Here is a 15690-nt window from a genome sequence, read left to right on the forward strand (position 1 = left end):
ACCCTGTGCCTACGTTGTGCGTTGCGCCGAGAAGGCGCCCGGGTGTCGAATGATCGTCATGTGCTCACGCTGATCTGAGAGTGGCGCTAAGGAACGGTCCGGTCGCTGCTTTCGTTCAATTGTGTAGCGGAACTCACGCGGAGAGGGATCATGTACAACGATTCTCTATTCAACGCTTTCGCTAAGTCGTTCGAGGCGAGAAGCCAACACGACATGTCGATGGCGGAATATCTGGAATCGTGTCGAAGCGATCCCATGAAATACGCAAACGCGGCCGAACGACTGCTAGCAGCGATCGGTGAGCCCCAGACGATTGACACGGCCAAGGACCCACGCCTTGGCCGTATTTTTTTGAACCGCACGATCCGTACCTATCCGGCCTTCGCCGGTTTCTACGGCATGGAAGAAACCATCGAGCGCATCGTCGGTTTCTTCCGTCACGCGGCGCAGGGCCTCGAAGAGCGCAAGCAGATCCTGTATCTGCTCGGTCCGGTCGGCGGCGGCAAATCCTCGCTCGCTGAGCGGCTCAAGTCGCTGATGGAAGTGCATCCGATCTACGTGCTCAAGGCCGGCGACGAGCTCTCGCCCGTGTTCGAAAGCCCGCTCAGCCTGTTCGATCCGGATCAGCTCGGCCCGATGCTGGAAGAGAAATACGGCATTCCGCGCCGCCGTCTCACCGGCCTGATGAGCCCGTGGTGCTACAAGCGGCTGGAAGCCTTCGGCGGCGACATTTCCCAGTTTCGGGTTGCAAAGATCCAGCCGTCGCGGCTGCGCCAGATCGGGATCGCCAAGACCGAGCCGGGTGACGAGAACAACCAGGACATCTCCTCGCTGGTCGGCAAGGTCGACATCCGCAAGCTCGAAACCTACGCGCAGAACGATCCCGACGCCTACAGCTATTCCGGCGGCCTCAACCGCGCCAACCAGGGCGTGCTCGAATTCGTCGAGATGTTCAAGGCGCCGATCAAGATGCTGCACCCGCTGCTCACCGCGACGCAGGAAGGCAACTATATCGGCACCGAGAACATCGGCGCGATCCCGTTCACCGGCGTCATCCTCGCGCACTCCAATGAAGCCGAGTGGTCGAGCTTCAAGGCCAACAAGAACAACGAGGCCTTCATCGACCGCATCTGCGTGATCAAGGTGCCGTACTGCCTGCGGATCACGGAGGAGCAGAAGATCTACGAGAAGCTGATCCAGGGCTCCGAGCTCGCGGCCGCGCCTTGCGCGCCCGCGACGCTGGAAACGTTGGCGCGGTTCTCGGTGATGTCGCGCCTGCGCAAGCACGAAAATTCCACGATCTACGCCAAGATGAGGGTTTACGACGGTGAGAGCCTGAAGGAGACCGATCCGAAGGCGCGCAGCGTCCAGGAATATCGCGATGCCGCCGGCGTCGACGAGGGCATGGACGGTGTTTCCACCCGCTTTGCCTTCAAGATCCTGGCTGCGACCTTCAACCACGATCCGCAGGAAGTCGCCGCCGACGCCGTGCATCTGATGTACGCGCTGGAGCAATCGATCAAGCGCGAGCAACTGCCCGAGGAAGTCGAGAAGCGCTACCTCGAATTCATCAAGGCCGACCTTGCGCCGCGTTATGCCGAGTTCATCGGCAACGAGATCCAGAAGGCTTATCTCGAATCCTACTCGGATTACGGCCAGAACCTGTTCGACCGCTACGTCGACTACGCCGATGCCTGGATCGAGGACCAGGATTTCAAGGACGCCGACACCGGCCAGCTGCTGGATCGTGAGCTTTTGAACCAGGAGCTGACCAAAATCGAGAAGCCGGCGGGCATCGCCAACCCGAAGGATTTCCGCAACGAGGTGGTCAAATTCTCGTTACGGTCGCGCGCCCAGAACGGCGGCAAGAATCCGACCTGGATCTCCTACGAGAAGATTCGCGATGTGATCGAAAAGCGGATATTCTCCCAGGTTGAGGACCTGCTTCCGGTCATCTCCTTCGGGTCGAAGAAGGACGGCGAGACGGAGAAGAAGCACGGCGAGTTCGTCGCACGCATGGTGGAGCGCGGCTACACCGAGCGTCAGGTTCGCCGGCTCGTCGAATGGTACATGCGCGTGAAGCAGGCCGGTTGAGGCGGATGGAAAAGTGCCGATTCACATTATTGACAGGCGCCTGAATCCAGGCGGCAAGAGTCTCGAGAACCGGCAGCGGTTCTTGCGTCGGGCCAAATCCCTGGTGCAGGGCGCCGTCAAGAAGACCTCGCAGGAACGCGACATCAAGGACGTCCTGGAGGGTGGCGAGGTCACCATTCCGCTCGACGGCATGCACGAGCCGCGTTTCCGCCGCGACGGCGGAACGCGCGACATGGTGTTGCCCGGAAACAAGAAGTTCATCGAGGGCGACTACCTCCAGCGCTCCGGCCAGGGCAGTGCCAAGGATTCCGGTCCGGGCGAAGGCGACAGCGAGGACGCCTTCCGCTTCGTGCTCAGCCGCGACGAATTCGTCGATCTCTTCCTCGATGACCTCGAACTTCCTGATCTCGCCAAGCGCAAGATCGCGCAGACCGAGAGCGAGGGCATCCAGCGCGCCGGCTACACCACGTCGGGCTCGCCATCCAACATCTCGGTGAGCCGGACGGTTCGGCGCGCAATGGCGCGCCGTATCGCGCTCAAGCGGCCCAGCAAGGAGGAGATCGAGGAGCTGGAATCCGCCATCGCCGCCTCCGCAGACGAGGACGAGCGTCTGCTGCTGCTGGCCCAGCTCGAAAAACTGAAGGCGAAGTCCAAGCGCATTCCCTTCATCGATCCGCTCGACATCCGCTACCGCCGCTTCGAGACGGTGCCAAAGCCCGTTGCCCAGGCTGTGATGTTCTGCCTGATGGACGTGTCGGGCTCGATGTCCGAGCACATGAAGGATCTCGCCAAGCGCTTCTACATGCTGCTCTACGTATTTCTGAAGCGCCGCTACAAGCATGTCGACATCGTCTTCATCCGCCACACCGATCGCGCCGAGGAGGTGGACGAGCAGACCTTCTTCTATGGCCCGGCTTCCGGCGGCACGCTGGTCTCCAGCGCGCTGCAGGCCATGCACGAGATCGTGCGCGAACGCTTCAGCCCGTCGGACTGGAATATCTACGCTGCGCAAGCTTCCGACGGCGACAATTCCTATTCCGACGGCGAGCTCGCGGGCATGCTGCTGACCGACAAAATCCTGCCGGTCTGCCAGTTCTTCGCCTATCTCGAGGTCGGCGAGTCCGGCGGCAGCGCCTTCGATCTGTCCGACTCCTCGCTCTGGACCCTCTACGAGCGCTTGCGCAACAGTGGCGCACCGCTCTCGATGCGCAAGGTCAGCGAGCGCAGCGAAATTTTTCCGGTGTTCCACGATCTGTTTCAGCGCCGCGACACTGCCCAGGAGAAAGCCGCTCCATGACGGAACGCTTGTTCGAAGGCGCCGATTGGGATTTTCACACCTTGCAGCGCATCACGGATGCCTGCGAGGAGGTGGCGACGAAAGATCTCGGGCTCGACGTCTATCCGAACCAGATCGAAGTCATTACCGCGGAGCAGATGCTGGACGCCTATTCGTCGGTCGGCATGCCGCTGTTCTACAAGCACTGGTCGTTCGGAAAGCACTTTGCGTATCACGAGGCCTCATACCGCAAGGGCCTCATGGGCCTCGCCTATGAGATCGTGATCAACTCCTCGCCCTGCATCTCCTACCTGATGGAAGAGAACACGGCGACGATGCAGACCCTGGTGATCGCGCACGCCGCCTTCGGCCACAATCACTTCTTCAAGAACAACTATCTGTTCAAGCAGTGGACCGACGCCGATGGCATCCTGGACTATCTGGATTTCGCCAAGAACTACGTCATGCAATGCGAGGATCGCTACGGCCGCGTGGAGGTCGAGCGCACCCTCGATGCCGCGCATGCGTTGATGTCGCATGGGATCGACCGCTATCCCGGCAAGAAGAAGCTCGACCTCCGCGCCGAAGAGAAGCGGGCAGGGCGCCGCCGCCAGCACGAGGAGGAGGTCTTCAACGACCTCTGGCGCACCGTGCCGGCGGGAAAGAGCAAGACCCGGTCCGCGCTCAGCATCGAACGCCGCCGCAAGCTGCTCGGCCTGCCGCAGGAGAACCTGCTGTATTTCCTCGAGAAGAGCGCGCCGCGGCTGGCGCCCTGGCAGCGCGAGCTGTTGCGCATCGTCCGCCACATCGCGCAATATTTCTATCCGCAGAGCCAGACCAAGGTGATGAACGAGGGGACGGCGACCTACGTCCACTATCGCATCATGACCAAGCTGCATCAGCAGGGCCGCACAAGCGACGGCAATTTCCTCGAATTCCTGCAGTCGCACACCAATGTCGTGTTCCAGCCCGAATTCGATGACCAGCGCTTTTCCGGCTTTAATCCCTATGCGCTCGGCTTCGCCATGATGCAGGACATCGAGCGCATCGTCACCAGGCCGGAAGACGAGGACCGCGAATGGTTCCCGGACATCGCCGGCAAGAACGACGTGATGGGCGTGCTGCGCGACGTCTGGGCCAACTACCGCGACGAGAGTTTCATCGCCCAGTTCCTGAGTCCGAAGCTGATGCGGCACCTCCGCATGTTCCACCTGCATGATGACCCCGAGGAACGCGCCGGCATCCGGGTCGACGCCATTCACGACGAGCGGGGCTTCCGCCGTGTCCGGCGCGAGCTGGCACGGCAGCACGATGTCGGCTACATCGACGCGAATATCGAGGTGGTCGACGTCGATCTCTCCGGCGACCGGCGGCTGATCCTGCATCACCATGTCATCAAGGGCGCGCAGCTCAACGAGACCGACGCCAAGCGCGTGCTCCAGCATCTAGCCGATCTCTGGACCTACGACGTCGCACTGATCGAGGTCGACGCCAGTGACAAGGTGCTGCGCGAATATGTCGTGAGCCCGCGCCCGATCTCGGCGGTGGCCTGACGCTGCTGACTATGCGGAGCAATACGGCGAGATGCGCGTTGATGCGCCCTCGCCCCTTGTGGGAGAGGGCGGCGACGCTCGGAGACACAAGCTCACTGCGGTGAGGGGTATCTCTCAACGTTTCCCGTGTCGATAGAGACCCCTCATCCGGCGCTTCGCGCCACCTTCTCCCACAAGGGGAGAAGGAAAGCGTTCGTGGCTCCACAACGGCTGTTCTATCCGGAACGTTTCGCCGGCTTCTTCTTGGACGCATTCAGCGCCACGGCTGCGCGGATCAGCGCCTTCAACGCCTTCTCGTTGATCTTCTCGCCTTCGCGAATATCGATCGCGCGCCGCACGTTGCCGTCGAGGCTCGAGTTGAACAGGCCGGCTGGATCGTCCAGCGCTGCGCCCTTGGCAAAGGTCATCTTCACCACGGCCTTGTAGGTCTCGCCGGTGCAGATGATGCCGTCGTGCTCCCACACCGGAACGCCGCGCCATTTCCATTCCTCGACGACGTCAGGATCGGCCTCCTTGATCAGGCCGCGGATTCGTCCGAGCATGTCGCCGCGCCAGTCGCCGAGCTCCTTGATCCTGCCGTCGATCATCCTGGATGGCGAAGCGCCATCCGCCTTCGTCGCGCTGCTGTTTTTCACGGTGACGGCCTTCTTCATGTTCACGCCTCTTGTCGGGCGCCGCGGCTGCGGCCGAGATATGGCAGCGCGAACATGTAGAGTCCGGTCGCAAGCAATGGGATCAATGGGACGAAGGCGAGCAAGCCGATCCACGTCGCCTGGACTTGCAGCGTCAGGGCGACGATGTTGGCGATGACGGCAAGCGTGAAAGCGATCGACAGCCAACGATGGATCTGTCGAACCCACATGTTTCCGGTCAATGAAACCTCCTCTTGAGATGATTGAATGAAGGCCGGCGGCCAAGCTAGTCTGCCCTTGCCAGCAGCTCGTCCAGCTTGGCGAGAAACTGCTTCCAGCCGGCATGCGCGCCGCCAAAAGCCTGCTTCTGCGTCGGGCTGAAGCCCGCTTGCTCGACGCGCAGATGCGTGCCTGCGCCCGCCGGCGTCAGCGTGAAGGTCACGACGCTCTTGAGATCGAACGCCGCGTCGTCATGCGAGAAATTCCAGGTGTAGGCGAGTGTCTTCTGCGGCTCGATGGTGAGGACCTCGCAGTCCAGCACGCCGCCCCACTCGCCGCGAAGGTTGAAGCGGTGGCCCACGTTCGGCTTGAAGTCGTTCTTCATCAGCCATTCCTCGATCAGATGTGGCTGCGTCAGCGCGCGCCAGATCCGCTCTGCCGGAAAGGCATATTCGCGCTCGACGACGACAGATCGGGTTTCGGTGGGGGATTCGTTCATTGGTCCATCCTCTTCAGGAGATCGTCGAGCGCATCGAGCCGGTTCTGCCAGAATCCGGTCATCTGGCTGGTCCAGTCGATCAGCGGATTGAGCGCGCCGGGCTGGGCGCTATAATGCGTCTGCCGCCCTTGATGCCTGTCGCGCACCAGGCCAGCCTGCTTCAGCGCGCCGAGATGTTTTGAGACCGCGGGCTGGGAAACGCCCGACAGTGCTGTCAGGGCCCCGACCGTCTGTTCGCCCTCGCGGCACAATCGCTCGAAGATCGCCCGACGGGTGGGGTCGGCGAGCGTCCTGAACAAAAGGTCGTGGGCGGTGGCGGGCATAAAATCCATAACCTGCAAGTTATGGATATATTCATAACCCTGGGGTTATGTGTACGTCAAGGGGGTGTCGAGCGCCCGCCCCTACGGCCGCAGATAGAGATAACCCTGCGACTGGAGCTCGGCCAAACGGACGACGCCACCCTTCTCCGCGCTGACGAAGCCCGGCAGCAGATCCGTGAGCGTGACGTTCTGCGCCTTCATCGTGTTGCCGCAGGCGGCAAGCTCGACGCCATCCTTGGAAAAATCGCCGACGCGCTTGCTAATGTCAGGGTTGGCCTGCGCCGAGTGAAACGCCTTCAGTGCCGGGCCGTGGATCACCAGCGCGATCGTCACATGGTCGGGGCCGCCGACGCCATCGATGTGGTTCTGGATGTTGCCGAGGACGAAGTTGACCTTCTCGGCATCGCTCAGGTGATAGACCACCTTCAGCTTGTTGCCCGTGCCGCCCTCGGTCGCGGCCTTCGCGCTGGAGGCGCCAAGTGCCGCGCCCAGGCCTGAGACGGCGCTCCACAAGATGTTCCGGCGGTTCATGACGATCTCCCCTCGATTGTGCCGGACACATATCATTTGTGGCGAAGCGCGGCGAGTTCCTTGCGGTCGGTCACGAGCGAGGCGCATTCCTTATTGTCCGTTCGATCTAGGCGGAAAATCCCGTCGTCGGCCCCGGCGACCAGTGACAGTTCGGCATCCTCGTCCGGCTTGTTGTTCTGCCAGACCCTGACCCGCGCCAGCCGCACGACCGCCGATTTGTCGTCCTTCGAGAGCGCGACGCCGATGCCGCCGCCCTCGCAGTCGACGCCGCAACCGAGGCGGATTTCGGTGCCGTCCTTGGTGAACACGGCGTGATGACAGGAGCCGCTGGAATCGAAATCGCCGGAGCGGTGACGATATCTGAAGCCGAGGCGGAAGGAGTTGTGGAGCTGCTTGTCTTCGGTGTCCATCTCCGCCGAGATCAGCAGCTTCATCGAGGCGACCTTCTGCTTCGGATGGTGCGCCAGATGCTCGGCATCGTAGCGGCGCACGAAGCAGGCATAGGCCTTGTTGCCGGGTTCGCCGGCATACATGCGCACGTTGAAGGTTTCGGCTTCGGCCTTGCTGGCCTCACGGATATCGTCGGCCTCCTCGGCGTGAGCGGCGCCGCCGAGCGCGGCAAGGAAGACGGCCGCAACGAGAAAAGACTTCATGATGGCCTCGCGTGCAGCAGCTGAGCTGTACGCTGTAGACGCAGCCCCGGCGCGACGCGTTCAACGTCCGCACAGCTGACAGCATCATCGCAGGGCGGAGCGAGGTGATTAGTTCCACGCCGGGCGTTAGTCGTCGGTGGGGTCCTGAAGGTTCATTCGACGTGACGCCTTCGCCTTTCGGAACTCGGCGCCTGCGATTCCACGGACATTGCCCGATTCCATCGATGTGATAGCCTTCACAGACGATCGCCTTTGGCAGTCGTAGGCTGGGGTCTGCCTTTGCAAGTTTGTGGAGTCCCCGCAATGGGCGAAATTCGCAACTTCAGATCCGGGAATGACGAGCCGCCTTCGCACGGCCCTATGCCTCGTCGCCTCGCGGCCATCATTGTCGGTGACATCGCTTCCTACAGCCGCCTGATGCAGGCCGACGAAGAGGGCACGCACGTCCGCGTCAAGCGGATCGAGCGGGATCTCATCCAGCCCAGCATCGTCGAGCACAACGGAAGTCTGGTGAAGACGACGGGCGATGGCTTCATCGCGATTTTCGACAGTCCGGTCGAGGCCGTCCGATGCAGCATCGTCATCCAGCAGAATCTCATCGGCCGCAACGCCTCGCTTCCGAAGAACACCCGGATCGAGTACCGGATTGGCGTCAATCTCGGTGACGTCATCGTGGAGCCTGACGACGTCTACGGCGACGGCGTCAATATCGCCACGCGTATCGAGGGCATCGCCGAGCCAGGCCAGGTCTTTATCTCCGGCGCGATCTACGAGCAGATCAAGCACAAGGTCGTGTGCGGTTACGAGTCGCTCGGGGACCGCAAGGTCAAGAACATCACCGATCCCGTGCGCGTTTATAAAGTGCTGCCGGATGCAGACGCGGTCGGCAGGACGCGGGGGCGGCGCGAGAATGCCCTGATCTTTCTCCTGGGTATCACGCTGTCGGTGATGGCCGCCGGCGTGCTGTGGTATCTTCTGGCTCAGGCGCCGGGCAGGGTGGGCGAGCAGGCCGCCCTCACTCCCGCTTCTCCTGCCGCATCGCCGAGCCCGCAGCCTCCGCCGCGCGAAGCGGCGCCGCAGACGCCGCAGCCTTCTCCCTCGTCGGCCTCGTCATCTCCATCGCCCGCTCAGGCGCCAAATCAATCGACGAGTCAATCGGTAAGTCAATCGCCCATTCCCGTCCGCGAACCCGAGATCGTCGCCATTCGCGGCGGCAGCTTTGCGATGGGAAGCAACGACGACCCGACCGAGCGTCCCGTCCATCAGGTGACGGTGAAGCCGTTCTCGATCAGCAAATATCCCGTGACCGTGCAGGAATGGAACGAGTGCGCCGCTGCAAAGGCGTGCAGCTTCACCGCCATCGGCAAGGACGATGCGCCGGTCAGCAATGTGAGCTGGACCGACGCGCAGCAATATGCGGCCTATCTCGCCAAGGCGACGAAGAAGACGTATCGGCTTCCGAGCGAAGCCGAATGGGAATATGCCGCGCGGGGCGGAACGCAGACCAGATATTGGTGGGGCGACAAGCTGCAGCCGGGCATGGCCGGTTGCAAGGATTGCGGTGATCTCGCGGCCGAGCAGCCAGCGAAAGTCGGCAGCTTCAAGCCGAACCCGTTCGGGCTCCACGACATGGGCGGCGGCGTCGATCAGTGGGTCGAGGACTGCTGGCACAAGACCTATCAGGGCGCGCCCACCGACGGCTCGGCATGGAGCAGCGGGGACTGCAGCGCTCATGTCCTGCGCTCGGGCTCCTGGAAGAACGATTCGAGATATGTGCGGCCGTCCAACCGCGATGGCTACGACACCAATGTTCGTTACCCCACGCACGGATTCCGCGTGGCGCTCAGTCCTTAAGTGGTGGAGTTGGTTTGATGCAGATCCTTCGTTGCGTCGCGCTGGCGGCGGCGCTCGCATTGCTCCCGGGGGCAGCCTTTTCGCAGGGCAAGGCAGCGCCCAAGGACGCAAAGCTCTATTTCATCACCCCGCGTGACGGGCAGAAGGTGCGCGGCGGATTCTGGGTCCGGTTCGGCTTGCGCAACATGGGAGTGACCCATGCCGGCGACGAGTACCAGAACGCCGGTCACCATCATCTGCTGATCGACGTCAACGACCCCATCGATCCCAAGGAGCCGATCCTGCAGGACAAGTCGCATCTGCATTTCGGGGCAGGGCAGACCGAAACGCTGCTCGAGCTTCCGCCCGGGACGCACACGCTTCAACTCGTGCTGGGCGATGCCAAGCACTATCCGTTCGAGCCGCCCATCGTGTCGGAGAAGATCACCATACGCGTCCGGCAGCCGGCCGCGGCGCGATAGGCAATCACCGCAGGCTGGCGTTGAACTTGTCCAGCGCCGCCGAGCCCGGGCAGAGCGTGTCGGCTTCCAGCGTGTTGAGCGGCGTTTCGACCGTGTTGAGATGCTCGTGCAGGTCCTCCGCGTCGGGATCGACATAGAGCAGGCCGGTGACGATCTGTCCCTTGGCGGCGTGCTTTTGCAGGAAGGTTTGGGCGCCGAGCCGGTCGTGCGGATCGTAGTCGGCGTCGATCTTGCGCAGCGCGATCCTGCTGCCGTCATGCTGCTCGACCATTTGCACCGTACCCGGTGCGTAATCCACCGCAATCGGATCGCGGCCGACCAGCACGTCGAGCCGGTTCACCGCGTCATTGTGCTCGCGGACATAGTCGAAGCTCTTGGTCGAGCCGGCATGGTTGTTGAAGGCGATGCAGGGGCTGATCACGTCGATGAACGACGCACCCTTGTGGCGGATCGCGGCCGCGATCAGCGGCACGAGCTGCGTCTTGTCGCCGGAGAACGAGCGCGCGACGAAGGTGGCGCCGAGCTGAAGCGCGATGGCGACGAGGTCGATGGCGTTGTCGGTGTTGGTGACGCCTTTCTTGGACTTCGAGCCGCGGTCGGCGGTCGCCGAGAACTGGCCCTTGGTCAGGCCGTAGACGCCGTTGTTCTCGACGATATAGGTCATGTTGACGCCGCGCCGGATCGAATGCGCGAACTGGCCGAAGCCGATCGAGGCGGAATCGCCGTCGCCGGAGACGCCGAGATAGATCAGGTCGCGATTGGCGAGATTGGCGCCGGTCAGGACGCTGGGCATGCGGCCGTGCACGGAGTTGAAGCCGTGCGAATTGCCGAGAAAATAGTCCGGCGTCTTCGACGAGCAGCCGATACCCGAAATCTTGGCGACCCGGTGCGGCTCGATCGAAAGCTCATAGCAGGCCTCGATGATGGAGGCCGTGATAGAGTCATGGCCACAGCCGGCGCACAGCGTCGAGATCTTGCCCTCGTAATCGCGATGGGTGTAGCCGAGCTCGTTCTTCTTCAGCCCGGGATGGTGGAATTTCGGCTTTGCAATGTAGGTCATGACACGGCCTTGCGGAGCGGGGTCACCTTGATGTGATCCTGGTGGTCGCCAATGGCTTTTGCGATGAAGCGGGCGGTGATCGGCGAGCCGTCGTAATGCACGATCGGCACCAGCCGCACCGGGTCGATGCCGTTTTCGTTGACGATGAGCTGGCGCAGCTGGCTGTCGCGATTCTGCTCGACCACATAGACGAAATCGTGCTCGGCGAGGAAGCTCGCCACGCTGGAGTGGAACGGGAAGGCGCGGATGCGCAGGCGGTCGAGCTGATGCCCGCGCGCTTCCAGCAATCCGATCGCCTCGTCCATCGCCGGCGTGGTCGAGCCGAAATAGATCACGCCGTATTTGGTTGGCCGTTCCGCATTGGCCTGGAGCGGCCGCGGCACCAGATCCTGCGCGGTCTCGAACTTGCGCATCAGGCGCTGCATGTTGTCGGCGTAGACCGAGCCCTCTTCGGAGTAACGCGCATAGCGGTCACGCGACGTGCCACGGGTAAAATAGGAGCCCTTGGTCGGATGCGTGCCGGGATAGGTTCGGTAAGGGATGCCGTCGCCGTCGACGTCGAGATAGCGGCCGAAATCGCGGCCTTCGTCCAGCATCTCCGCGGTCATCACCTTGCCGCGGTCATATTGCTTCGCGTCGTCCCATTTCAGCGGACGGCAGAGCCGGTGGTTCATGCCGATGTCGAGGTCGAGCATCAGGAAGATGGTGGTCTGGAGCCGCTCGGCGAGATCGAAAGCCGCGGCCGCGAACTCGAACGCTTCGGCGGGATCTTCGGGGAACAGCAGCACATGCTTGGTGTCGCCATGCGAAGCATAGGCGCAGGCGATGATGTCGCATTGCTGGGTGCGGGTCGGCATGCCGGTCGAGGGACCGGCGCGCTGGATGTTCATGATCACGGCCGGGATTTCGGCGAAATACGACAGCCCGATGAACTCGGTCATCAGCGAGATGCCGGGGCCGGAGGTCGCGGTGAAGGCGCGCGCGCCGTTCCAGGAGGCGCCGATCACGATCCCGATCGAAGCCAGCTCGTCCTCGCCCTGCACGATGGCGTATTTCGCCTTTCCGGTCTCCGGGTCGTGCCGGTACTTCTTGCAGTGGGCGGTGAAAGCTTCTGCCACCGACGAGGACGGCGTGATCGGATACCAGGCGCACACCGTGGCGCCGCCATAGACGGCGCCCAGCGCGGCGGCGCTGTTGCCTTCGATGAAGATGCGGTCGCCGACCTTGTCGGACTTCTTCACCCGCAGCCCGGTCGGGCATTTCAGGTTTTGCAGCGCCCAGTCGCGGCCGAGATGCAGCGCGTGGACGTTGGAGGACAAGAGCTTCTCCTTGCCCTTGTACTGCTCGCCGATCAGCTGCTCGATCAGCTTCGGATCCATGTCGAGCAGCGCCGAGAGCGCCCCGAGATAGATGATGTTCTTGAACAGCTGGCGCTGGCGCGGATCGGTGTAAGTCGAGTTGGTGATCGCGGTCAGGGGGACGCCGATCACGGTGATGTCGTCGCGGAATTTGGTCGACGGCATCGGCTTGGTGGAATCGTAGAACAGATAGCCGCCTGGCTCGATGCCGGCGACGTCCTTGTCCCAGGTCTGCGGGTTCATGGCGACCATCATGTCGACGCCGCCGCGGGCGCCGAGATGGCCGTCTTCGGTCACGCGCACCTCGTACCAGGTCGGCAAGCCCTGAATGTTGGACGGGAAGATGTTACGGGGGCTCACCGGAACGCCGTGGCGCAGGATCGCGCGCGCAAACATCTCGTTGGCGCTGGCCGAGCCCGATCCGTTGACGTTGGCGAAGCGGACGACGAAGTCGTTTACGCTGCTGATCGGCTTTTTGTCGGACATGCTGAACCTGCGTGAGTCATCTCGATCAAATATTTCTGCATGTCCCAGGCGCCGGTGGGGCAGCGCTCGGCGCACAGCCCGCAATGCAGGCAGACATCCTCGTCCTTGACCATCACGCGCCCGGTCTTGAGGTCGCTGGACACATAGAGATCCTGGTCCGGATGCAGCGAGGGTGCTTTCAGGCGCTGACGGAGATCGCCTTCCTCGCCGTTGTCCGTGAAGGTGATGCAATCCATCGGACAGATGTCGACGCAGGCATCGCACTCGATGCAGAGCGAGGTCGAGAACACGGTCTGGACGTCGCAGTTCAGGCAGCGATGAGCTTCGCCCAGCGCCAGCTTGACGTCATAGCCGAGCTCGACCTCGGTGCGGATGTCCTTCAGCGCGATCACCTTGTCGCGATGCGGCACCTTGTAGCGCTTGTCGTTGGAGATGTCGTTGTCATAGCTCCATTCGTGGATGCCCATCTTCTGCGAGGAGATGTACACGTCGGGCAATGGCCGCTCGGTGATGTCCTCGCCCGAGAGCATTTTGTGGATCGACAGCGCGGCGTCATGGCCCTGCGCCACCGCCCAGATGATGTTTTTCGGCCCGAACGCGGCGTCGCCGCCGAAGAACACCTTCGGGTTGGTCGAGACGAAGGTTTGCGGATCGACCTTGGGCATGTGCCATTTATCGAACTCGATGCCGCAGTCCTGCTCGATCCAAGGGAAGGCGTTCTCCTGGCCGACCGCGACCAGCACGTCGTCGCATTCGATGGTCTGGTCCGGCTCGCCCGAGGGGACGAGGTTGCGGCGGCCCTTGGCGTCGTATTCGGCCTTCACCTTCTGGAAAGTGATGCCGATGAGCTTGCCGTTGTCGTGGACGAAGGCTGTGGGCACGAGGAAGTTGAGGATCGGGATGTCCTCGTGGAGCGCGTCTTCCTTCTCCCAGGGAGAGGCCTTCATTTCCTCGAAGCCGGAGCGTACGACGACCTTCACCTCTTCGCCGCCGAGGCGACGCGCAGTGCGGCAGCAATCCATCGCGGTGTTGCCGCCGCCGAGCACGATGACGCGCTTGCCGATCTTGTCGGTATGACCGAACGAGACCGAGGACAGCCAGTCGATGCCGATATGGACGTTGGCGGCTGCTTCCTTGCGTCCGGGGATGTCGAGCTCGCGGCCGCGCGGTGCGCCGGAGCCGACGAAGATTGCGTCGTACTTCTCCGCGAGCAGCGCCTTCATGCTCTCGATGCGATGGCCGCCCTTGAAGTCGACGCCGAGACCCAGGATGTAGCCGGTCTCCTCGTCGATGACCGAATCCGGCAGGCGGAATTTCGGGATCTGCGAGCGCATCATGCCGCCGGCTTGGGCATCGGCGTCGAACACGGTGCAGTGATAGCCGAGCGGCGCGAGATCGCGGGCGACCGTCAGCGAAGCGGGACCACCGCCCACGAAGGCAACGCGCTTGCCGTTCTTGGCCGAGGGGCGCGGCAAGCGCTGCGTGATGTCGTCCTTGAAGTCGGCGGCGACGCGCTTCAGGCGGCAGATCGCGACCGGCGTCTCCTCGACGCGTCCGCGGCGGCACGCCGGCTCGCATGGACGATCGCAGGTCCGTCCCAGAATTCCGGGAAACACGTTCGATTTCCAATTGATCATATAGGCGTCGCTGTAGCGGCCTTGGGCGATCAGTCGGATGTATTCGGGAACGGGAGTGTGCGCAGGACAGGCCCATTGGCAATCGACCACTTTGTGAAAGTAGTCGGGGGCCGCAATATCGGTCGGTTTCATTCCTACCCTGTCCGCGCAGGCTCAAAGACCCCGCGGCCTTTTCTTGAGCTTGCGAACGCTAACGCGCGGCGATCTGGTTTCTGAATGACGTCATTGGGTTAGCTTATTAGAACCGCTCCGAAGTACAACGGCAAATTTCGCGCTTCCCCTCTTTCATGGGAGCTACGCGCGCACAGCATTAACGGCCGTGCGCAGTATGTGGCGGTGCAGCATGTTGCGATGCGTCCGATGGCTTAGTTGCGCGCGATGTCGCTCTTCGCGAGGTCCCACATCAGGCAGTAGGAGCCGACCGACACGGGAAGCGGGAATGGCGAGGCGGCAGGGCCGGTGAAGCGCTCGGCGATCACGGACGAGACCGCGCCGACATGCGTGCCGTCGATCAGCACGAACCAGTCGCGCGCGCCTTCGTTGCGCACCGCCGGAATATCCGCGGTCGCGCCTGATAGTTCCGGCTCGCTTTCGAGCAGATGCATGGAGATGATGCCGTCGTGTTTTTCCGGCGCCAGCCGTTCTTGCAGTGCGTCACGCCACGCGACTGCATTGTCCGGCGTCGGCCGCAGCCGCACGAGGCCGAGCGCCGCGCCGCGTCCGGTACCGTTGCTGATCGTGATGCGGGCGACCACGCGGAGCATGTCCTTGAAATGCGCCATGCTCCGCCGCGACCATTCGGTCTGACTGGCGAGCCTCGCCCGGTAGGCGGGACTGTCGAGCACGTCGAGCGTCGCGGTTGAATACAGCGAGAGATATTTGGGATTGGCGGCGTGCGCGACATAGCGCCGCGCTTCGAGAAAGCCCTCGATCGCAACGCGCTCTTCCAGATGCTCGCGATCGTACCAGCGGTTGAAATCGGGTTCATTTGGAACGTCGATATTCATCGACGTGAGCAACATGCCCTTCCCGGCGAGTGGCATTTTCTTGTCCC

The 15690-nt window shown here is 62.6% G+C and carries 15 protein-coding genes; 5 read left to right on the forward strand and 10 right to left on the reverse strand.

The window, feature by feature from the left end:
* Positions 1–150: 150 nt before the first annotated feature.
* Genes AB3L03_RS25470 through AB3L03_RS25480 form a run of 3 tightly spaced genes read left to right on the forward strand, consistent with a single transcriptional unit; the run spans position 151 to position 4923 of the window.
* Positions 151–2094 carry a PrkA family serine protein kinase gene (locus AB3L03_RS25470; protein WP_018454065.1) on the forward strand — a complete coding sequence of 648 codons (1944 nt, stop codon included), beginning with the start codon at positions 151–153 and terminating at the stop codon, positions 2092–2094.
* Between the two features lie 19 nt (positions 2095–2113).
* Entirely contained in the window at positions 2114–3391 is a 1278-nt protein-coding gene (locus tag AB3L03_RS25475) for a YeaH/YhbH family protein (protein WP_247475656.1), read from the forward strand.
* Positions 3388–4923 (forward strand): SpoVR family protein, encoded by a 1536-nt coding sequence (locus AB3L03_RS25480; RefSeq protein ID WP_368507187.1) that lies wholly within the window; start codon positions 3388–3390, stop codon positions 4921–4923. The genes AB3L03_RS25475 and AB3L03_RS25480 overlap by 4 nt, the downstream gene beginning before the upstream one ends.
* A 215-nt stretch (positions 4924–5138) precedes the next feature.
* Here the strand turns inward: AB3L03_RS25480 and AB3L03_RS25485 are convergent, their stop codons facing one another.
* The 6 genes from AB3L03_RS25485 to AB3L03_RS25510 form a co-directional block, all read right to left on the reverse strand.
* A complete protein-coding gene (locus AB3L03_RS25485) occupies positions 5139–5576 on the reverse strand; it encodes a DUF1801 domain-containing protein (protein ID WP_085352024.1) in 438 nt (145 codons plus the stop codon).
* A 2-nt stretch (positions 5577–5578) separates the two neighbouring features.
* On the reverse strand, positions 5579–5797 hold the full coding sequence (locus tag AB3L03_RS25490; protein WP_026232665.1) for a hypothetical protein: 219 nt from the start codon (positions 5795–5797) through the stop codon (positions 5579–5581).
* A gap of 44 nt (positions 5798–5841) precedes the next feature.
* Positions 5842–6273, reverse strand: a complete 432-nt coding sequence (locus AB3L03_RS25495; RefSeq protein WP_317245832.1) for an SRPBCC domain-containing protein — start codon at positions 6271–6273, stop codon at positions 5842–5844.
* Positions 6270–6596 (reverse strand): helix-turn-helix transcriptional regulator, encoded by a 327-nt coding sequence (locus AB3L03_RS25500; RefSeq protein WP_018454071.1) that lies wholly within the window; start codon positions 6594–6596, stop codon positions 6270–6272. The genes AB3L03_RS25495 and AB3L03_RS25500 overlap by 4 nt, the downstream gene beginning before the upstream one ends.
* A gap of 81 nt (positions 6597–6677) precedes the next feature.
* The gene (locus tag AB3L03_RS25505; RefSeq protein ID WP_368507188.1) at positions 6678–7127 is read right to left on the reverse strand and encodes a DsrE family protein; all 450 of its coding nucleotides are present in this window, start codon (positions 7125–7127) and stop codon (positions 6678–6680) included.
* 32 nt (positions 7128–7159) lie between these two features.
* Positions 7160–7780, reverse strand: coding sequence for a hypothetical protein (locus AB3L03_RS25510; RefSeq protein WP_085351895.1), 621 nt, complete (start codon positions 7778–7780; stop codon positions 7160–7162).
* A 303-nt stretch (positions 7781–8083) separates the two neighbouring features.
* Between AB3L03_RS25510 and AB3L03_RS25515 the strand changes: the two genes are divergently transcribed.
* Positions 8084–9634, forward strand: a complete 1551-nt coding sequence (locus AB3L03_RS25515; RefSeq protein WP_368507189.1) for an SUMF1/EgtB/PvdO family nonheme iron enzyme — start codon at positions 8084–8086, stop codon at positions 9632–9634.
* A 17-nt stretch (positions 9635–9651) separates the two neighbouring features.
* On the forward strand, positions 9652–10095 hold the full coding sequence (locus AB3L03_RS25520) for a DUF4399 domain-containing protein (protein ID WP_018454075.1): 444 nt from the start codon (positions 9652–9654) through the stop codon (positions 10093–10095).
* Positions 10096–10099: 4 nt separating this feature from the next.
* Here AB3L03_RS25520 and AB3L03_RS25525 read toward each other — a convergent pair whose 3' ends face one another.
* The 4 genes from AB3L03_RS25525 to AB3L03_RS25540 all read right to left on the reverse strand — a co-directional run bounded on the left by AB3L03_RS25525 (position 10100) and on the right by AB3L03_RS25540 (position 15679).
* Complete coding sequence (locus AB3L03_RS25525; protein WP_018454076.1) at positions 10100–11155, reverse strand: 2-oxoacid:ferredoxin oxidoreductase subunit beta; 1056 nt, start codon at positions 11153–11155, stop codon at positions 10100–10102.
* Complete coding sequence (locus tag AB3L03_RS25530; RefSeq protein ID WP_085385335.1) at positions 11152–12999, reverse strand: 2-oxoacid:acceptor oxidoreductase subunit alpha; 1848 nt, start codon at positions 12997–12999, stop codon at positions 11152–11154. The genes AB3L03_RS25525 and AB3L03_RS25530 overlap by 4 nt, the downstream gene beginning before the upstream one ends.
* The gene (locus AB3L03_RS25535) at positions 12969–14768 is read right to left on the reverse strand and encodes an FAD-dependent oxidoreductase (protein ID WP_247295015.1); all 1800 of its coding nucleotides are present in this window, start codon (positions 14766–14768) and stop codon (positions 12969–12971) included. The genes AB3L03_RS25530 and AB3L03_RS25535 overlap by 31 nt, the downstream gene beginning before the upstream one ends.
* Before the next feature lie 233 nt (positions 14769–15001).
* Entirely contained in the window at positions 15002–15679 is a 678-nt protein-coding gene (locus tag AB3L03_RS25540) for a hypothetical protein (protein WP_368507190.1), read from the reverse strand.
* Positions 15680–15690 lie beyond the last annotated feature (11 nt).

It is taken from the genome of Bradyrhizobium lupini (assembly GCF_040939785.1).
GTDB lineage: Bacteria > Pseudomonadota > Alphaproteobacteria > Rhizobiales > Xanthobacteraceae > Bradyrhizobium > Bradyrhizobium canariense_D.